The sequence below is a fragment of the Paenibacillus sp. JT22N12 genome (assembly GCF_056269365.1).
In genome coordinates, this window is the sequence record NZ_JBWDNU010000010.1 from 174,192 (window position 1) to 194,757 (window position 20,566).

The following is a 20,566-nucleotide window of genomic DNA, read 5'->3' on the forward strand; positions in this document are numbered from 1 at the left end:
TATGAAACCTTAGACATGATTGTCAAGGGTGTGATGAGAGGTCGGGTTTGATGCCCGTTTTCTAAAAATTCGAGCTATCGATTTTTCTGTAGATAAAATCGATAGCTCGCATTTTTAGCAACCTAGACTTAACATATAAAAAAATATAACAGGATAGGGTGAAGTTGAATGAAAAAAGTGAGAAAAGCTATTATTCCAGCCGCAGGCATGGGGACAAGATTCCTCCCAGCCACCAAAGCGATGCCCAAGGAAATGCTGCCCATCGTCGACAAGCCAACCATCCAGTATATTGTTGAGGAAGCCATCGCTTCTGGTATTGAGGATATTATTATTGTTACCGGCCGCGGCAAGCGTGCGATTGAGGATCATTTTGACATCGCCCTGGAGCTGGAGCAAAGCTTGATGGAAAAAGGAAAATTGAGCATCCTGGAGGAAGTTCAGAAATCCTCCAATGTTGATATACATTACATACGCCAGAAGGAACCGAAAGGGCTCGGTCATGCCGTCTGGTGTGCGCGCAATTTTATCGGCGATGAACCATTTGCTGTTCTGCTGGGCGATGATATTGTCGTTTCGGAAGAACCCTGCACCAAGCAGCTGATTCATCAATATGAGAAAACGAACCGTTCCGTAATCGGTGTCCAAGCCGTCTCTTACGAGCAGACAGAGCGTTATGGCATTGTCGATCCGGTGGATTCCAACGGCAAGCTGCATATGGTCAACCGTTTTGTGGAGAAACCGAAGCTTGGGAGCGCACCATCCAATCTGGCGATTATGGGACGTTATGTACTGACGCCGGAAATCTTCTACTTCCTGGAGAAGCAGGAAAAAGGGGCAGGCGGAGAGATTCAATTGACCGATGCGATTCAGCGGTTGAATGAGGTGCAGGGCGTATTCGCCTATGATTTTGAAGGCACCCGTTATGATGTAGGAGAGAAATTGGGATTCATTACGACAACCCTGGATTTTGCGCTTCGCAAAGATGAGTTGAGATTACCTCTGCTGGAGGCCCTGGAAGGCATTCTTGAGCGCGAACATTCCAAAAATAAGATTATTTCAAGATGAGGTGATTTCAATTGGCTCCTACATCACAAAATAAAGAAGCCGAGGTTGCGCTGGAGAGCGGCTCCATCTATGGCAGCTATGGCCTGGAGCGGAAGAGTAATAAACGTTCTTATTTGATGATGAAGCGTGCAATGGATATCATCCTCGCTTTCATCGGTCTGGTCGTAATCAGTCCGGCATTTATTGTTGTCGCCATCATGATCAAGCTTGAGGACCCCAAGGGATCTGTCTTCTTTCAACAGGTGAGAGTCGGCAAGCATGAGAAGACCTTCAAGATGTTCAAGTTCCGTTCCATGGTCTCCAATGCCGAGGAGCTGCTGACGAATCTTCTCGAGCAGAACGAGATCAGCGGTGCGATGTTCAAGATGAAGGATGATCCGCGGATTACAAGAATCGGCAAATTTATCCGTAAAACCAGCATCGACGAGCTGCCGCAGCTGTGGAACGTTATCCGCGGCGACATGTCGCTGGTTGGTCCCAGGCCTGCGCTCCCAAGGGAAGTCGCGGAATATACGAATTATGACAAATTGCGACTGAGAGTCATACCCGGCTGCACGGGCTTATGGCAGGTCGGCGGCCGCAACGACCTCAGCTTTCATGAAATGGTTCAGCTCGATCTTCTATATATCAAGCAAAGAAGCATCTTGTTTGATATCAAGATTATTTTGAAAACCGTCAAAGTGCTGCTTGGTTCCAAAGACGCTTTCTAGAACATATAGAGATAAGCCAAAGAGTGAGGTGAGAAGCATGGATTTAAACGCAAAAATATATATTGCCGGACATAAAGGCCTGGTTGGATCCGCCATTCTCCGAAAATTGGAGGCAGAGGGCTATACGAATCTTGTCTGCCGCACAAGCAAGGAACTGGATTTGAGGGAGCGCGAAGCTGTGCTCCGGTTTTTCGCGGAAGAGCAAATCGATTACGTGTTTCTCGCGGCGGCCAAGGTCGGCGGCATAGCGGCGAATAATGATTATCCGGCGGACTTTATCCGCGATAATCTGTTTATTCAAACCAACGTTATCGATGCTGCTTATCAGTACAATGTGAAGAAGCTGTTATTCCTCGGTTCAACCTGTATCTATCCAAAGTTTGCGCCTCAGCCCCTCAAGGAAGAGTATTTGCTCACAGGTGAACTCGAGCCTACCAACGAGCCATACGCCATCGCCAAAATTGCCGGTATCAATATGTGCAAGTCATACAACCGACAATACGGCACAAGATTCATATCGGCGATGCCTACGAATATGTACGGGCCCAATGATAATTTCGATTTGAAATCCTCTCACGTGCTTCCGGCATTAATCCGGAAATTTCATGAAGCCAAGCAAAACGGCGTACCGGCTGTAGAGGTGTGGGGTACCGGTACTCCCAAACGCGAGTTTCTGCATTCGGACGATCTCGCTGAGGCTTGTCTGTTCCTGATGAAGCATTATGAGGACAATGAAATTATCAATATTGGCGTCGGGGAAGATATCGAGATTAAAGAATTGGCCGGTCTGATCAAATCCATTGTCGGCTATGAGGGTGATATTTCCTTCAATGCTTCGATTCCAGATGGTACGCCGCGCAAGCTGGTTGATGTCACCAAGATTAACTCATTGGGCTGGAAAGCGAGAATTCCGCTTGATGAAGGACTTCGTTCGGTGTACAGCGCCTTTAATCAGGACACTCTCATCCAGGCTTAAAATCCGATTAAATGGAGGAATATTATGAAAAGAGCATTGATCACCGGCGTAACCGGTCAGGATGGTTCCTATTTGGCTGAATTGTTACTATCAAAAGGCTATCAGGTATACGGCATGCGCAGACGCACAAGCACGCCTAACTATGAGAATGTTATCCATATCAAGGATCAAATCAACTGGGTTTCGGGAGATTTGAACGATCTGGCTTCACTCATTGAAGCGGTCAGGGTCTCTGATCCGGATGAGGTCTATAATCTTGCCGCACAATCCTTCGTGGCAGCCTCTTGGCCGCAGCCTATCGCAACGGGCCAGATGACGGCTATTGCAGTCACGAATATGCTTGAAGCGGTTCGTATTATGAAGCCGATGGCCAAATTCTATCAGGCTTCCAGCAGTGAGATGTTCGGCAAGGTGATCGAGACTCCGCAGAAGGAAAGCACGCCTTTCTATCCGCGCAGCCCTTACGGCGTAGCAAAATTATACGGCCACTGGATTACGGTGAACTACCGGGAAAGCTATAATATGTTCGCTTGCTCCGGCATTTTGTTCAATCATGAGTCGCCAAGACGAGGGCTGGAGTTTGTGACGAGAAAAGTAACTGACGGCGTGGCCAGAATCAAGCTTGGTCTTGCCAATGAGCTGAGGCTGGGAAATCTGGACGCACAGCGGGATTGGGGATTCGCTGGCGACTATGTCGCCGCGATGTGGCTGATGCTGCAGCAGGACAGCCCGGATGATTATGTGATCTCAACTGGAGAAACCCATACGGTGCAGGAATTCGTCGAGATTGCTTTCTCTTCCGTCGGTCTTAATTGGAGAGATTATGTGGTCATGGATGAGCAGTTTATGCGTCCGGCAGAAGTGGATCTGCTGCTTGGCGATTGCACCAAAGCCAAGGAAGAGCTGGGCTGGGAATTGAAAGTAAGCTTTGAGGAACTGGTGAAGATGATGGTTGAATCGGACCTGAAGCGAATGGAAGCCATACAAAGCCAAGGGAAAGCACTTCAATGGATCTAAAGGCCCAAGCAATAAGCAAGGACTTTATCACGAAATATTTCATATTCGGGATAGGCGTCATCTGCTTAAGCGCCTGGTATTACTTTAAATCGGCGGAAATCTTTCTTTATTACGGGATTCTGGTGAATGTAGCATTAATTTACCGGGTGAGAAGCAGCAAAATTCTGCAAATCATCTTTTTGTTTGTTCTGACTTACACGTTGAATCTGCTTCCCTATTTTTCTTTCGGCATTAATATAACGTACTATGAGCGGTTTCAGAAGGAAGACGTATTCGGATTTGCCATGTTTCTTCATGTTCTGTTCCTGCTGGTTTTATACCTGTTCATGAAAAAGGACGTAAATAAGAATAAGGAAATTTTTATTAACCGTCTTCCGAATAAAAATAATGTTCTCGTGTATGGTCTTGGAATAGCTGCTATGTCAATCGTGCTGCTTATCGGACAAACGGGACATAACGGCTCCAGGGCTGCTGGGCAAGGGCCCCAATTGACAGAGGGCTTGGCGATTAATGAATATTTTCTTATCTTTACAGCCTTGGCCTATTTATTCTCAGGCAAGGTAAGGGTAAGGAACCTGCTGATCATTGTGCTGTCCATCTTGTACATTGTCAAAAATACGGTCGCGGAGGGGCGGATTGAGTCCCTCCAGATGATTCTCTTGTTGTTTGTTTTATATGTCGACCACAAGAAAATATCCAATCTGTTATTTTTGTCGGGTTCTATTTTCGGTTATTTGGTCATGACGCTTTTCGCCGATATTAGAATGAGTTCCGGAACGGTCTCTATGTTCAAGGTCGGTCAGGATGGAACGAGATTTCTGCAAAGCAATCAGGGAGATGTATTTTACAACTCTGCCGTTTATGTTGGATTGATCAAAGAACAGATATTTACAGAGATGGTACGTTTCCGCTCTTTGATTGGTTTCGTGGAACGTATATTTCTACCCTCCAAATTTGCAACCGGCGAAGCGAATTTGTCTTCCCTTTCCCGGCTATATGCACAATCTGGAGGTGGCGGGTTGATCAGCACGTATTTTTATGTATGGCTTTCCTACGCTGGAACAATTCTGATTGCTATCTTTCTGGCTATTCTATTCAGTCGGTTGTATCGGGCCAAAAATCAGTATGTGCAATTTTATCTCGTGATGGTTCTTTGCACCATTCCAAGATGGTTCGCCTATGATCCCATTACACTGTTCAAGCTTACATCCTATGGAGTCGTATTTTTCTTTTGCTTTAATCAGCTTCACACCATAGTGGGGAAAACCAACAAGAGTGTTATCGGGCTTCCTCCTAAATTAGCAAGTCGTGCGGACCGTTAAGGGCTTGCAGTGGAGCATTCACGCAGGCCCTTAATTAATTTTAAGATGATGCAGGGTGAAAATGATGAAAAGAATTTGCTTGGTTGGCCAGCTTCCACCGCCGGTGCATGGGTTGTCCAAGGCGCTGCAAACCATTATTAATTCCAAGCTGTTCAATGAGAAGTATGATCTCTCGTATGTTGATATCAAGGATAATAAAAAAATCGCAGCGCATATCAACAAGGTGGAGAGCATCGATGTTGATATTTATTATTTCACCATCTCCCAAACCAAGATGGGCAATCTTCGCGATATGTTCATATTATGGCGGCTGCTGCGCAAGAAGAAAAGAGTGGTTATCCATTACCACGGCGGCTACTACAAGGAGCTGTACAAGCAGTTCAATCCCGTTCAAAGAATGATGAACCGGAAACTGCTGTCGCGGATCGATATTATGATCGTTCTGAGCGACGGTCTCCGGGATTTGTTCGCAGGGCTGCTTAGTCCGGAGCAGATCAGGGTTTGCGAGAATTGCATTGAGGATGATGTTTTGCTGAGCGAGACGGAGTTTGGAGCTAAGCTGAATCAGCTGTCAGCAGGCAAAGAGCAGCTGGACGTCCTTTATTTGAGCAATTTTATCAAGAGCAAGGGATATTTCGATTTGCTGCTTGCAGCCAGGCAGCTCAAGGACAATCCGGTCCATTTTCATTTTGCCGGAAAATTTTATAACGCACAGGATGAGAAGGAATTCTTTGATTTTGTAAAACAACATCAATTAGAAAATTCGGTTCGATATTACGGAATCGTGGCAGGGGAAAGCAAGAAAGAACTGCTCGCTCGATGTGACGTGTTTGCACTACCTACTTATTACCCGAACGAGGGGCAGCCGATTTCCATTATCGAGGCGATGGGAAACGGACTGACCATTATTTCGACCAAGCATGCAGGCATTCCTGATATCGTAACTTCCCATAATGGTTTTCTGGTACAACCGCAAAATCCCGACGCGCTTGCTTCCGCCATAACCGGCCTGCTTGCGGACCGGAGCCAGCTTACTGCTTTTGCCCGCGAGAACAGAAGCAAGACGCTGAAGAACTTCAAGGAAATTGATTATATCAACCGGCTGGAAGTCATAATGGATGAGGTCTGAACCGATGAATGTGGACTTGTCAAAATATGATCAATCGTGGTATTCACGGGGACGCAGCGGCGTTGTTGTGCTTCTATGGTGGTTCGTGCAGGGCACGGTGTTCAGATTCTCGCTGCACAATATGTACGGGTTCAGAAACCGCCTCTTGCGTTTGTTCGGGGCGAAGATTGGTGTCGACGTAAGAGTCAGGCCGACGGCCAAATTCACCTATCCCTGGAAAGTGAGCATTGGCGATCATTCCTGGATCGGCGATGACGTCGAGTTCTACAGCCTTGACGAGATCATCGTCGGCAGCAACTGCGTGATCTCGCAGCATTCGTACTTGTGCACCGGGAGCCATAAGCTTAATGATCCTGCTTTCGGACTGATCGTGAAGCCCATTGTGATCAAGGATGGAGCATGGATTGCGAGCGATGTGTTCGTTTGCCCCGGGGTAACGGTCTATGAGCTCGGGGTGGCGGGAGCGCGGAGCACGGTGATGAAGGATATACCGGCAGGCGAGATTCATGTCGGGTACCCTGCGAAATACTTGAAAGAACGAATAATGAAAGAGGTTATGGCATGAAGCGTAATATTGTGTTTGTCATTAATTATTTCTATCCGGATTACGCTTCAACCGGTCAACTGCTGACGGAATTATGCCTGCACGTCCAGCATGACTTCAACATAACTGTTATTGCCGCGCAGCCCGGGTATGCGGGGGAGAAGAATGAGGAAAGCAAGCGGATCACCCATGACAAGCTGGAGAATATCAGCATCATTCGGATCAAGCTCCCCAAGGTTGATAAACAAAACAAGTTAAGTAGGCTGCGCTTTATTACAACCTACTTTTTTTATGCCAATATTCTGGTTCTGCGCCAGAAGAAACTTGATTTTATTTATACCATCTCCCAGCCGCCGATACTGGGCGGATTGATTGGATCGCTCGGAAAATTTTTCAAAAGAGCGAAGCATATTTATAACATTCAGGATTTCAATCCTGAACAGGCTGAGGCAGTAGGGTTCTCCAAGAGCAAGCAGTTGTTCAAGGCGGCAAGGTGGATGGATACGCTGAATTGCAAATATGCGGATCACATCATTACTGTAGGCCAGGATATGCAGGAGACGCTGATGAGGCGTTTCGCCGACCAGAAGGTCACAGAGAATACAGTGATCAACAACTGGACGAACGAACAGGAAATTATCCCGCTGTCCAAGAAGCATCCCAAGGTCGCCGAGTTTATTGCGGAGAACGGCTGGCAGGATAAGTTTATTGTGATGTATTCGGGAAATTTGGGCCTCTATTACGACCTGGAGAATGTGATCAAGATCACCAAGGAGTTCAAGGACAAGAAGGATCTTATTTTTGTCTTTATCGGTGAAGGGGCAGTCAAGAAGCAGATGCAGCAGTTCGTACAGGAGAACAGCCTGGAGCAGGTCTATTTTCTCCCCTATCAGCCGATAGAAAATTTGAAATATTCGCTTAACGCAGCTGACGTTCATATGGTCGTGAATCAAAAGGGAATAAAAGGCGTATCCGTTCCAAGTAAAATCTATGGCGTCATGGCTGCTGGGAAATCTGTGCTGGGTGTTCTGGAGAGCGGCAGCGAGGCTCACCGGCTGATTGAAAAAAGCGGTTGTGGCGTAGTGGCCGAGCCGCAGGATTACGAGGAGACGATCAGGCAGCTGAATGTCCTGTATCATCTCGACCGGCGCGAGCTGGAAGCGACCGGCGCACGCGGCAGAGCCTACCTGGAGCAGCATTTGCGAAGGGATCTGTCGTTGGAGAAATACAGGAAGCTGCTTCTGTCGATGTAATAGCGCTTGACAAAAAGTCTGTTATTGAACATGTATAAGTCGTGTTTTAATGGTTTGCCTATATATAAAAAACCTTGGATAGGGAGTGTTCAGACATGATAACGACAATGACTCAAACCAAAACCTTTGCAGTGACAGGAGGGAATGTGCTGTCGGGAACGGTAAAGCTGTCGGGTGCCAAGAATGCGGCGCTTCCGATGATCGCAGCGGCTTGCCTGGGCGAAGAGCCTACCATACTGGACAACGTTCCGGTAGAGCTGCGGGACGTGAAGATTTTGATTCAGGTTCTCAAGGAAGCCGGGGCGGAGATTCAAGTCGACGGCACAACGGTATCATGTGCGAGAGGCGCCTTTCCAAGCGGCAGCATTAACCCCATCGCAAGCGAGATCCGTTACTCGCTGCTGCTTCTCGGGCTGGCGTCGGCGCTGAAGTCCGAACTGCTGCTGCCGATGCCGGGCGGCTGCAAAATCGGTGACCGCAAATATGATCTGCATCTTCTGGGGCTCAGCAAGCTTGGCTCCGCCGTGGAGGAAACGGATGAGGGAATCCATATCGCCTCATCAGGGAATATCGGGGCTGAAATTGAATTCTATCTGCCAACGACTTCGGGTACGGAGAACATCATGATCGCTGCTGCTATCGCAGATGGCGAAACAACCATTCTCAATGCCAACACGCGGCCAGAAATTATGGAGCTTGCCAAGCTGCTCAACCTGATGGGGGCGGATGTGGAATGCTCCAACCGGGTCGTTCAGATCAAAGGCGCCAAATCCATCAAAGGCGGTATCCGCTATTCGGTCATGCCCGGCTGGGATGAGGCGGTCACCTACATCATCGCTTCGACGATGACGGGAGGCGAAATCTGCATTCCCGACTTCTCGCTGGATTTCATCAAAGAAGACGCCAGGCTCCTGAAGGAAATCGGCATTGACGTATTCGAGTGGGGCGGCTCGGTATATGCTTCCGGCAAGAAAGCAAAGCGCTCGTTCGATTTGTTCACGGCCCCTTATCCGGGAATCAATTCCGATATGCAGCCGATCTTCGCGGCCCTCGCATTCGTGGTAGACGGGAAAAGCACCATCACCGATCTGCGGTTCACGGAGCGCTTCAAATATATCGATGAGTTGAAGAAGTTCGGAGGAAGCGTACACTCCTTCGGAAATACGGCAATCGTTGAAGGCGGCCGTCCGCTTAAGGGTGCGGAAGTGAAGGCGACTGATCTCCGGGGAGGCGCATCCTGCATCCTCACGGCTCTGGTGTCCGAAGGCACGACGGTGATCAGCAATGTCAGCCAGATTGAGCGCGGCTATGAGAACATTGTGAGCAAGCTGCAGCAGCTGGGCGCGAACATTGAGAGCCAACAGTCCTAATACGGAACCGAGGAATCCATGTGAACGGAAAACATACATTTCGTGATCTCCGAAGCCGGGTCAGGCAGGATTTGCAGGATTGTGCGAATTCAGGATCCTGGAAGGCAAAGCTGATCACTTTCTTCCTGAATATTAATTTCCAAGTGCTCTTCCTTTATCGTCATATTCATTATTTCCAGCATCTATCGAAGCTCCACAAGCTGATGGTGCTGGTATTCTCTTATTACTGCAAGGTCGTGTTTCAATGCCACATTTCCGAGCGGTCGATCATCGGCAGGAATCTGAAAATGCCCCACCCGACAGGCGTTGTAATCGGGGAGGACGTGGTAATCGGAGATAACGTTACAATTTTCCAGCAGGTGACGCTTGGCAGTCACGGGAAACCGGGACTGAGCAGAAGTTATCCGATTATCGAGGACCATGTGACGATTTATGCCGGAGCTAAAATTATCGGCAATGTCACGATTGGAAGAAATGCAATAATCGGAGCGAATGCCGTTGTTACCAGGGACGTTCCCCCTAATACGGTGGCGGCCGGAGTGCCGGCAAAAATTATGGAAAAAAGAGTTGATAAAATTGGTTGAACTCGCAACAGCGCGCCGCATCCCGTCAAAGACGGCAAAGGATATTATCGCCACGATCTTAACCAGGGGAATCACTCTTTTTGGCGGATTTCTAATTTCCGTTTTGCTTGCCAGATTTTTGGGCGCAGAGGGTAGAGGCATTGTGACTGTCATTTTTCTGGTCCCGACGCTAATGTTCACGATAGCCGATCTTGGCGTCCGCCAGGCAACGGCATACTTTGTCGGGCAGAAGAAGCATGATTTAAATGACGTCGTTAAGACCACGTACCTGATCTGGATAGTAACATCGCTCCTTTCCTTGCTGATCATTTCCGGATATTATGGTTTATTCTACTTCGGGAAATACAGCGGGACGCTGCTGCTTATCGCGTTGCTAAGCGTACCGTTTACTCTGTTCACCCGATACACGAACGGAATACTGCAAGGGAAGGAAAGAATCGGCAACATCAACAATCTAGAATTATGGAACATGGGCCTCAATATCGCATTTGTTATTATTCTGGTAGGACTATTGCGTCTTGACGTACTGGGTGCAACCCTTGTCAACTTGCTGCTGGCTCTGATGGTTGCCGCTCAATCCTATTTGATGGTCAGGAAGCTTGCGCCGTTTCGGATTGGCTATGTCAAAGGCCTTCCGTATCAATTCATAAAAAAAGGAATCGCCTACGCACTGGCTTTATTCGTTCTGCAGCTCAATTACAGAATCAACATTCTCATGCTGGAACAATATACGGATGTAAGCTCCATTGGTATTTTTTCCATTGGAACCGTGCTGGCTGAATTGATCTGGCAGCTCCCTGCGGCGGTCGGAATGGTGCTCTTTGCCAAGAGTGCCAACAGCAAAACAGAGAAGGAAGCGATTGACAGGGCAGCCAAGATGCTGCGGATGCTGCTCCCGGTTGCTTTGGCTGTATGTCTATTTGTCGCCTTATTCTCCCCGGTGATTGTAAATATACTGTACGGGAAAGAATTTGCCGATGCCTCTCAAGTGATCAGGCTGCTTCTTCCGGGAATCTTTATTATGTTTTTCTTTAAAGTATTGAACGCTGATCTCGCGGGCAGGGGAAAGCCTCTGTTCGCTCTTGCAGCCTATATACTTCCGCTTATACTGAATATTGTTTTGAACTTGATTTTCATTCCGTTATACAATATCAATGGGACGGCAATGGCCTCTTCCATCAGTTACGTCATTGGGGGGCTGTTGTTCCTGATCATTTATTCTCGCAATACCGGCGTAAAATTCAAGGATCTGCTCATTATGAAGCGGAGCGATTTAAAGCGGCATTAGCAAAACGGAAAGCAGGTGCAGGCATATGGCCAAAATATTGGTGACCGGAGCAGCCGGTTTTATTGGGTTTCATCTCGCAAACAAACTCCTTGGTGAAGGAAATGAAGTGATCGGACTTGATAATATCAACGATTATTATGATCCTGCTTTGAAACATTCCCGTTTGGAGTTATTAAATGGTTACAGCAATTTCAAATTCTACTTATGCCAGCTGGAGAATTATGAGCAAATCGAGGATATTTTCAAAGAGCATGACATTTCCGTTGTCATCCATTTGGCCGCGCAAGCAGGGGTTCGCTACAGCATTACCAATCCCAGAGCCTATGTCGATTCCAATCTTACCGGTTTTATGAACATTCTGGAAGCATGCAGGCACCATAAAGCGGAGCATCTGATCTATGCCTCCTCAAGCTCCGTGTACGGTGCGAATACACAAATGCCGTTCTCGGTAACCCATAATGTCGACCACCCGGTAAGCTTGTACGCAGCGACTAAAAAAGCGAATGAGCTTATGGCTCATACCTACAGCCATTTGTATAAATTGCCGACGACCGGCCTTCGTTTCTTTACGGTATACGGGCCGTGGGGCAGACCGGACATGGCGTATTTCTCCTTTACCAAAGCGATATTAAACGATGAGCCGATCAAAGTGTTCAACCACGGCAATATGAAACGTGATTTTACTTATATCGACGATATCGTTGACGGGATTGTGAAGCTCATCGGCAAGAAGGCAGAGTCGAATCCAAACTGGAACAGCGATCAGCCGGATCCGAGCACGAGCACGGCACCTTATCGAATCTACAATATCGGAAACAACAATCCGGTGGAACTCAGTCATTTCATCTCTGTCATTGAGAAAAAGCTGAATAAAACGGCAATTAAAGAATATCTGCCAATGCAGCCGGGAGACGTCCATGCGACTTACGCCAATGTGGATGATTTGATCCGGGATATTGAATTTAAGCCCTCAACGTCGATTGAAACGGGTTTGGAGAAGTTTCTGGATTGGTATGTGCCGTATTATGAAGCCCGCAATGTTCAAACAAGAAGCTAGAGGTGAGAGAGAATGGTATCTATCGTAACGGTGTATTACAATCGGGAGAACTATGTGAGCGAGTCCATTCAAAGCTTATTGAATCAATCCTACTCAGACATTGAAGTCATTGCCGTTGACGACGGTTCGACCGATTCCACTCTCAGCAAATTGCTGTCCATCAAGGATTCCCGCCTGAAAGTGATTACTCATCCCAATATGGGTTTCGTCAAGTCTATTATCAAGGCGGTCGATTCGTGCTCCGGCGATGTTGTGGCCATTCATGGTTCCGGGGACATATCGTATGAAACCCGCATTGAGCGTCAGCTGGAGGTATTGAATACCCGTCCTGAGGTTGGAGTAGTCAGCTGCCATATTGAGAATGTCAATGAAATGACAAGGGCTTCTTTCATTGACAAACGTGTCATAGACCCGTCATCCACGGTGACCAAACAGTTGATGCAGGCAAATTTCCTTTCTCATGGGGAAGTGATGTTCCGCAAAAGCGTATACGTGGAGGCGGGTGGATACCGGGAGTTTTTCCGACTTGCTCAGGATCATGATCTATGGTTAAGGATGAGCCTGATTACACAATTCGCCATTGTGCCGGAAACCCTGTACAGAAGATACAGGCTTCCCGACAGTGTCAGCGCCTCTATTGACAAGACGATGATGCAGCTTTATTTTTGTGAAATGAGTCTGCAATGCATAGAATTGAGAATGCAGAATAAGCCGGATCTTATTGACAGATATGGAGCGCAGGCTGCTTTCTTCTGGAACAGGACGGGACGGCTGGCCAAGATTCTATGGCGCTTCGCTGTAACAGCGCTTTACCGGAAGGGAATTTCCGAGGCCCTGTTCATCAACAGGAAAAGCATGGATCAGAAATTGACGATGTACAATGCATGCACGCATGTGGGGCTGCTGATCCTGAGCCGCAGCAAGCTGCTGCAGCGTATAACTGCCAAAAGATTGAACAAAGGGAAGAGCACAACGCCTTATGCTAACGAACAGCAAAAACAAACGGCTTAACAAATTGAGAAGGGGGAGAGGCGGATGAAACTGGTTCTGTTGTCCGGAGGTTCCGGAAAACGCTTGTGGCCCTTATCCAATGATGCAAGGTCGAAGCAATTTCTAAAGGTGCTGGAAAACGACGATGATCAAATGGTATCCATGGTCCAGCGGGTCTGGAGCCAGATCAAGGCCAATGGCCTGGGGGACTCCAGTTATATCGCCACCAGCAAATCGCAGATCGAAATGATGCAAAGTCAGATCAGCTCTGACGTGCCTTTGATCATAGAGCCTGAACGAAGAGATACGTTCGCCGCCATTGCCTTGGCTGCCACGTATCTTTATTCATTTCAGGGCGTCGGTCTGGATGAGGTCATCGCGATTTTGCCTGTCGATCCTTTTGTCGAGAATCATTTCTTCGAATCCGTGAAACAGCTGGAGACGGTGCTTCGTACTTCGGATGCCGATCTTGCGCTGATCGGTGTCCGGCCGACCTACCCCTCATCGAAATACGGCTATATCATACCTGAGGAGCAGGATACGGACACTTCCGACTACCGCACGGTCAGCCGCTTCCTGGAGAAGCCTACGGAGGAATACGCGGAAGAGCTGATCAGGGAGCATGCCTTATGGAACTGCGGCGTGTTTGCTTTCAAGCTTGGCTATGTCATCCAGCTGCTGGAGCAGAGGGGTCATTCCATTCATTATGAGGAGCTGGCGAAGCAGTACCATACGATGCCGAAAATCAGCTTTGATTATGAAGTGGTGGAAAAAGCGGCCAATATCGTCGTCCTGCCTTATGAGGGATATTGGAAGGATCTGGGCACCTGGAATACACTGACGGAAGAGATGAAGAACAATCAGATCGGCTGGGGTACGATCAGTCATGACTGCGAGAATACGCATCTGATCAATGAAATTGATATCCCGGTATCCATTCTCGGCTTGTCCAACGTGGTTGTTGCTGTCAGTCCGGACGGCATTCTGGTTACGGACAAGAGCGCAAGCCCGCGCATTAAGGATTTCATCAATTACGATCAAGGACCGATGTACGAGGAAAGGCACTGGGGCTGGCACCGCATTCTGGATGACCAGAAATACGAGAACGGCCGCTGTGTGCTGACCAAGCGAGTCTGCATCAAGTCGGGCAAGAACTTGAGCTATCAGCTTCATTCCAACAGGGAGGAAGTATGGACGATTGTCAAGGGCGAGGGTGAATTCGTCCAGAATGGCAATTTCATGCAGGTTCAGGCGGGCAACGTGCTTCACATCCCAATGAAGACCCTGCATAGTGTCCGCGCCATCTCGGAGTTGGAAATTATCGTGGTGCAGAGCGGCGTTGAGCAGGATGTCAATCAGGTGGTTGAGATCTACACGACATGGGACGAAGTGACGGAGCACTGCATCAAGCTGTAAGGAAAGGTCCATGGCTTTTATGATTACAATTTGTTACTATATTTCTGATTATGGGTATGGCCATGCCGCGCGCAGCGTAGCCGTTATCCGCAGGCTGGCGAAGCAGTCGCAAACGAGGCTCAGACTGATTGTCTGCTCTTCCCGATCGCTTGGATTTATAAAGGAATCGTTGAGGGACTGCCGCGAAGCGGAGATTGAATACCGCTCTGCCGCCAGCGACCTCGGCTACTGCCTGAAGGCGGGCTCCATTGAACCTGATCTTGAGCTGCTGAAGCTGCAATATACGAAATACATCGCTGCATTCCCTGAGGAAGTGGACAGGGAATGCATATTTCTCCGGCAAAATAAGGTGAGCCTGGTCATTTCGGATATTTCACCAATCCCTTTGTTGGCTGCAAATCTAGTAAACGTAAGAACCGTCGGCTTGTCTAATTTTACTTGGTTTACAGCTTACAAACAGATGTTGAATGAACCGCTTCTCGAACCGCTATACGAGGCATATTCGCAAATGGATTATTTTATTGCCCTGCCAGGCTCCGGGAATGAACCCCCTTGGGGACGCCTTGGCGGAATCAGAACGGATTTCTTTTGCCGCCGGTCCGACGATAAGGAACTAGACAGGCTCCGCAAGGAGATACAGCCTGACCGTTCCGGAATGATTGTCTTCTTTGCACTTGGAATGAGCATAACGGTCGATGATCTTTCCGAATTGTCCCTGTGGGAGGATGAGAGCTGCCGTTTTATCGTATCGAGCAATATGGCGGTCGACCGTGCGAATGTGATCCGGATACCGGAGGGTTACACGGAATCCCAGCATTACGTTGCCATGTCGGACATGGTTATTACCAAGCCCGGCTGGGGAACGGTAAGCGAAGCTGTCATGCTGAACAAACCGTTGATTTTGCTGGATCGCAGCCTTTTTGCCGAGGACAGGAATACGATTGAGGCATTGAATGGCCGGCACCCCTACCGTCTGATGGGATGGGGCCAGTTAAAGCATGCGGATATAAAGGAGCCTGTTCCGGCATACATTGGTCAGCAGGGTGAATCGCAAGCAAGCAGTGAATTTCCGCAGGATGCGGTGCAGGATATAAGCGATTTTATAGGCGGCTTGGTGATGTAAAAGAGAAGCAGTACAAAGTGGGAGAGTGCTAAAGATGAAACTGGCTGTTATTGGTACCGGTTATGTTGGGCTTGTATCTGGTGTGTGTTTCTCGGATTTGGGCAATGATGTTACATGCGTGGACAAATTGAGCGAGAAGATCGAACTGCTGCAGCGGGGAGAAGTTCCGATTTATGAGCCGGGACTCAAGGAGCTGATCGAGAAGAATACCGAAGCAGGAAGGCTGCGCTTCACGACAGATCTGACCGCAGCGGTACAACATGCCGATATCGTCATTCTGGCGGTCGGTACGCCATCGCTTCCAAACGGGGAAGCCAATCTGACTTATATTATGGGAGCGGCCAGGGAAATTGCGCTATCCATTAACGGCCCCAAGGTCATCATGACCAAAAGTACGGTGCCTGTGGGCACCAATGAAAAGATTGAAAATGAGTTCAGACAGTTCTCGCTTCATCCGGTCTCCATCGCATCCGTACCCGAATTTCTCAGAGAAGGATCGGCTGTACGGGATACGATGAATCCGGACCGCATTATTATTGGTACAACAAGCGATAAAGCGCGTCAAATGATTGAGGAGCTGCACAGGCCTCTGACGGATCAAATCCTGTTCACGGATGTCAGAAGTGCGGAAATGATTAAATATGCCTCCAATGCCTTTCTGGCAACCAAAATATCGTTCATTAATGAGATCGCCAATATTTGCGAGAAGGTCGGAGCCGACGTTACGCTGGTTGCCGAGGGTATGGGACATGACAAAAGGATCGGCTCCTCGTTCCTGAAAGCGGGCATCGGCTACGGGGGCTCCTGTTTCCCGAAAGATACACAGGCTCTGATCCAGATTGCCGGACATGTCGACTATGAATTCAAATTGTTGAAATCGGTTGTTGAGGTGAACCGTGACCAACGGTTTAATGTCATCCGCAAACTGGAAACTATTCTGGATGATCTGAGCGGGAAGACAATTGCCATTTGGGGCCTCGCGTTCAAGCCGGAGACAGACGACGTAAGAGACTCGCCGGCATTTGAGATTATCACTTCTCTGCTGCAGCGCGGTGCGGTTGTCAAGGCGTATGATCCGATCGCGACAGATAATTTCCGGCAGAATCTTGAGCACGCCAAGGTGAAGTACTGCCATTCAGCCAAAGACGCAGCTCAAAATGCCGATGCACTATGTGTTCTGACGGAATGGAAAGAGTTCCGCAATATCTCGCCGACAGAGATTCAGGCATGGCTCGCAAGGCCGAACCTGATCGACGGCCGCAATATATATACAGAAGAGGAACTGGAGAATACGGGGCTGGTTTATTATTCTGTAGGGCGGCCGAACATGAACAACGGCGTAAAAGAACAAACGCCGCAGCTTTCATTTTAATAGCTGCCGTTCGTCGGAAATATTCCAATGTTTTTTAATTTCTTTTTGACTAAAGTTTTAGTAAAAAGAGGATTTATGCTGTAATCATAGTTACAAAATGTATCATTTAGTGTATAATTGAAACATTAAGTAGCAAAACGCTCTATGGGGGGATCAACTTGATCAACAATCGTGGTAATAATCTTATATTTTTACTATGTACTCCCCGGAGCGGCAGCTCGCTGGCAACCGTGATGCTGCAAAACCACAGCAAGGTATTTGCAACCCAGGAGATGTGGTTCCTGATGGGACTCAGCGATTTGCAGGTGGCTGCGCATCGCCCCTATGGAGGCAATGGAATTATCAAGCAGTTCTATCATGGCATTCTTCCGAAACAGACGTTCGAGAATGCAAGCCGGGCTTTCTCTCTCCAAGTCTATAACGGATTGCTGCAAAGCAGCGGAGCAGAGATGCTGATCGATAAATCGCCAAGGTATTATTACAATCTTGAGTTTATCGATTCGTTGTTCCCGCAATCCAAGAGAATCTGGCTGATCCGCAATCCATTGTCCATTATCTCTTCCTATAAAAAAGTGAATAAGCATGTCAATGACCGCTTCAACCTGAAGGAAGATCTGCTGCATCCGGGTTTCAACATTAAAATGACAGATATCACTGTGGGTTTGTTCCGGTATTTGGATTACTTCTCCGTCAAAAGCAAATATGCCTACCATTTACGTTACGAAGAAATGGTCAAGCGGCCGCAGGCGGAATTGCAAAAGCTTTGCAGCTTCCTCGGCTTGTCGTATGAAGAGGGCCTTGAGAAATATGGCGATTTTCAGGACACGGCCAAATCGGATCTGTATTACAGCATGGGGGTAGGCGATCCATTCGTCACTCATCATAATGAGCCGCATCTGGATTCCCTGCACAGCTGGAAAGAAATTTTGGACAAAGAAGAAATTGAAATGTACTGCCGGGCGATCGGGGCGAAAATATTCCACGATCTTGGCTATACCGAGGAGCTGGAGGAAGCGCAGCGGATCACCGGGGCAACGTTTCAACCGGAACCTGATACGGCACTGCTTCAGCTGCGCAGGAAGCAGCTCATTGACGCGTCCGGCTGCAGCTGGTCGGACGGGTATCAGCTGAGAAGCGATTACACGGACGCCGACAGTGCTGCAAGTGAAATGACCCTGCCGGAGCTGCAGCAGAGTGTCAATTCGCAGCAGCTGCAGCTGCAAATTACTCTTCGTTCCCTGGAAAGGCGATTGGAAAAAAGCTATCTGGAGCAAAGACGTCTGCAATCCCAGCTGGAAGCAACCAAGCAAAAGATAAAACGGGTGAAAGCGATGATTCCATTCGGAAATCAATTGTCTCATCTGGCCTCGACCTACTTGATCGGCGGTAAAAAAAGATGAGTGCAATTGCTGGGATTGTGTCTCACAATAATGATCATTTCAAGGCAGATGAAATTCATCATCTCATGGAATCGCTTGAGCGCTATCCCGCTGATGATACACGTATTTGGCAGGAAGGCGCTGTTTCGCTTGGCTGCCTTGCCCAGTGGGTGACGCCGGAATCCGTGCATGAACGCTTGCCCTTCTATGATCCGGAGAGCAGGCTGGCGATAACGGCGGACGCTGTTCTGGATAACCGCAATGAGCTGCTCAGCAGGCTGCGTGTCGGGATTTCCCATAAGGAGCTGTTAACCGACAGCGATCTCATTTTGCTTGCTTACCGCAAATGGGGAATGGAGGCTCCCGGCTATCTGATCGGCGATTTCACCTTTATGATCTGGGATGAAGCGAACCGGCTCCTGTTCGGGGCAAGAGATTTATTCGGCAACCGGACGCTTTATTTTGATCAGAATCAGGAGCGGTTCGCATTCTGTACGACGATCGGCCCTCTGCAGACGCTGCCGGGAACGTCGAAGGAATTGAACCGGATGTGGCTGGCCGAATTTTTGTCCATTCCGGTCATGATCGAATCAACCGACACGTCGTCAACCCTGTATAAGGGAATCCGGCAGCTGCCGCCTGCCCATACCCTTACGGTGAAGAACGGTCAGATTGCCCTGTCGCGTTACGGAAGCGTAATGCCCGCCGAGCCGCTTATCCTGAAATCGGATGAGGAATACGAAGAAGCGTTTCGTGAAGTGTTCGAATCGTCCATCCAATCGGGCATCCGCTCGTACGGCCAGGTTGGCGCCAAGCTCAGCGGGGGCCTTGATTCGGGAACGATCGCAAGCTTCGCTTCAAGCGCGCTCGCCAGGGAAAATAAAGCTTTGCACACGTACAGCTACGTGCCCGTATCGGATTTTGAGGATTGGACGACTCGCGGCAGAGTTGCAGACGAGCGGGAATATATTCAGGCAACGGTGGAGCATGTAGGAAATATTAAGAGCCACTATCTGGATTTTCCCGGAAGAAGTCCGATTTCGGAAGTGGACGACTGGCTGGAGCTTCTCGAGATGCCCTACAAATATTTCGAGAACACCTTCTGGATCAGAGGCATTTATGAATCTGCTGCGAAGCAGGGGGTCCGAATGCTCCTGACCGGGGCTAGAGGCAACCAGACCATCTCCTGGGGACCTGCGATTCAGTATTACACCATGCTGCTGAAAAGAATGCGATGGCTGCAGTTCTACCGGGAACTGCATATGTTCAGCCAGCGCAGGGGAATCGGACGCTCCTATCTGATGCGACTGATCGGGAAGCAGGCGAGGCCGTTCGTGGCGGAACAATCGGTTGCCACGGGAGAGTCCGAGCTCCCCCGCATGATCAATCCCGAATTTGCCCGGCAAACGAAAGTGGTGGATAGGCTTCTGGAGCACGACGAAGCGCTCAGCGGTTTCCTGAAAAGAGACTATAATGAAGCGCGTCGAAGTCATCTGGAGAGTCTGATGATTGCCAATTTGCGGGGGACGAAAGGCACCAAGCTTTCGCTGAAATACTCAATCTGGGAGAAGGATCCGACCTGCGACCCGAGAGTGGTCCGTTTCTGCCTGTCGGTGCCGATTGACCAATATGTCAAGAACGGCATGGACCGCGCGCTGATCCGCAGAGCGACCAAAGGCCTTCTGCCGGATAAGGTCCGCTTGAATCAGCGGGTGCGGGGCGTTCAGGGGGCGGATTGGGTCCACCGTATGATCCCGGTATGGAAGCCTTTCAAGGAAGAGGTTCAGCAGCTGTGCGGCAGTCCTCTTGCAGCGGAATTTTTGAATGTGGATGCGATCCGGACGGCGCTTGCCAAGATTGGCGACAGCCCCAGGCCGGACGAAGCCTTCGATCCGGATATCCGGCTTCTGATGCGAAGCGTGATTGTCAACCGGTTTCTCAGCCGGCTGTAGCTGTGCAAGGGATGGGAGA

General features: G+C 48.8%; 18 protein-coding genes. All 18 read left to right on the top strand.

The genetic code is table 11. The features are described from left to right. Nucleotides 1-168: 168 nt before the first annotated feature. The 18 genes from galU (at nt 169) to AC0YOA_RS28575 (ending at nt 20,547) form a co-directional block, all read left to right on the top strand. A complete protein-coding gene (galU, locus tag AC0YOA_RS28490; RefSeq protein ID WP_210038252.1) occupies nt 169-1,065 on the top strand; it encodes a UTP--glucose-1-phosphate uridylyltransferase GalU in 897 nt (298 codons plus the stop codon). A gap of 11 nt (nt 1,066-1,076) precedes the next feature. Beyond that, on the top strand, nt 1,077-1,775 hold the full coding sequence (locus AC0YOA_RS28495) for a sugar transferase (protein ID WP_475789507.1): 699 nt from the start codon (nt 1,077-1,079) through the stop codon (nt 1,773-1,775). A 37-nt stretch (nt 1,776-1,812) separates the two neighbouring features. After that, entirely contained in the window at nt 1,813-2,751 is a 939-nt protein-coding gene (locus tag AC0YOA_RS28500; protein ID WP_475789508.1) for a GDP-L-fucose synthase family protein, read from the top strand. A gap of 24 nt (nt 2,752-2,775) precedes the next feature. After that, nucleotides 2,776-3,768 (top strand): GDP-mannose 4,6-dehydratase, encoded by a 993-nt coding sequence (gene gmd, locus AC0YOA_RS28505; protein WP_475789509.1) that lies wholly within the window; start codon nt 2,776-2,778, stop codon nt 3,766-3,768. After that, on the top strand, nt 3,759-5,090 hold the full coding sequence (locus AC0YOA_RS28510) for a hypothetical protein (RefSeq protein ID WP_475789510.1): 1,332 nt from the start codon (nt 3,759-3,761) through the stop codon (nt 5,088-5,090). Before gmd ends, AC0YOA_RS28510 begins: the two co-directional genes overlap by 10 nt. Before the next feature lie 61 nt (nt 5,091-5,151). After that, nucleotides 5,152-6,219: a glycosyltransferase family 4 protein gene (locus tag AC0YOA_RS28515; RefSeq protein WP_475789511.1), complete on the top strand. Its 1,068-nt coding sequence runs from the start codon at nt 5,152-5,154 to the stop codon at nt 6,217-6,219. A 4-nt stretch (nt 6,220-6,223) separates the two neighbouring features. Further along, complete coding sequence (locus AC0YOA_RS28520; protein ID WP_210038258.1) at nt 6,224-6,784, top strand: putative colanic acid biosynthesis acetyltransferase; 561 nt, start codon at nt 6,224-6,226, stop codon at nt 6,782-6,784. Further along, nucleotides 6,781-8,016, top strand: a complete 1,236-nt coding sequence (locus AC0YOA_RS28525; RefSeq protein WP_475789512.1) for a glycosyltransferase family 4 protein — start codon at nt 6,781-6,783, stop codon at nt 8,014-8,016. The genes AC0YOA_RS28520 and AC0YOA_RS28525 overlap by 4 nt, the downstream gene beginning before the upstream one ends. Before the next feature lie 95 nt (nt 8,017-8,111). After that, complete coding sequence (locus AC0YOA_RS28530) at nt 8,112-9,386, top strand: UDP-N-acetylglucosamine 1-carboxyvinyltransferase (RefSeq protein WP_210038260.1); 1,275 nt, start codon at nt 8,112-8,114, stop codon at nt 9,384-9,386. Nucleotides 9,387-9,406: 20 nt separating this feature from the next. Further along, a complete protein-coding gene (locus AC0YOA_RS28535) occupies nt 9,407-9,970 on the top strand; it encodes a serine O-acetyltransferase (RefSeq protein WP_475789513.1) in 564 nt (187 codons plus the stop codon). After that, entirely contained in the window at nt 9,963-11,258 is a 1,296-nt protein-coding gene (locus AC0YOA_RS28540) for a flippase (RefSeq protein WP_475789514.1), read from the top strand. Before AC0YOA_RS28535 ends, AC0YOA_RS28540 begins: the two co-directional genes overlap by 8 nt. Nucleotides 11,259-11,283: 25 nt before the next feature. Next, nucleotides 11,284-12,315: an NAD-dependent epimerase gene (locus AC0YOA_RS28545; RefSeq protein ID WP_475789515.1), complete on the top strand. Its 1,032-nt coding sequence runs from the start codon at nt 11,284-11,286 to the stop codon at nt 12,313-12,315. A gap of 12 nt (nt 12,316-12,327) precedes the next feature. Then, complete coding sequence (locus AC0YOA_RS28550; protein WP_475789516.1) at nt 12,328-13,326, top strand: glycosyltransferase; 999 nt, start codon at nt 12,328-12,330, stop codon at nt 13,324-13,326. A 24-nt stretch (nt 13,327-13,350) separates the two neighbouring features. Further along, nucleotides 13,351-14,721 carry a sugar phosphate nucleotidyltransferase gene (locus AC0YOA_RS28555; protein ID WP_475789517.1) on the top strand — a complete coding sequence of 457 codons (1,371 nt, stop codon included), beginning with the start codon at nt 13,351-13,353 and terminating at the stop codon, nt 14,719-14,721. A 10-nt stretch (nt 14,722-14,731) separates the two neighbouring features. Next, nucleotides 14,732-15,844, top strand: a complete 1,113-nt coding sequence (locus tag AC0YOA_RS28560) for a hypothetical protein (RefSeq protein ID WP_475789518.1) — start codon at nt 14,732-14,734, stop codon at nt 15,842-15,844. A gap of 34 nt (nt 15,845-15,878) precedes the next feature. Continuing rightward, the gene (locus tag AC0YOA_RS28565) at nt 15,879-17,216 is read left to right on the top strand and encodes a UDP-glucose dehydrogenase family protein (RefSeq protein WP_210038267.1); all 1,338 of its coding nucleotides are present in this window, start codon (nt 15,879-15,881) and stop codon (nt 17,214-17,216) included. Between the two features lie 158 nt (nt 17,217-17,374). Then, nucleotides 17,375-18,616 (top strand): sulfotransferase family protein, encoded by a 1,242-nt coding sequence (locus tag AC0YOA_RS28570; RefSeq protein WP_475789519.1) that lies wholly within the window; start codon nt 17,375-17,377, stop codon nt 18,614-18,616. Continuing rightward, nucleotides 18,613-20,547, top strand: a complete 1,935-nt coding sequence (locus AC0YOA_RS28575; RefSeq protein WP_210038269.1) for an asparagine synthase-related protein — start codon at nt 18,613-18,615, stop codon at nt 20,545-20,547. The genes AC0YOA_RS28570 and AC0YOA_RS28575 overlap by 4 nt, the downstream gene beginning before the upstream one ends. Nucleotides 20,548-20,566 lie beyond the last annotated feature (19 nt).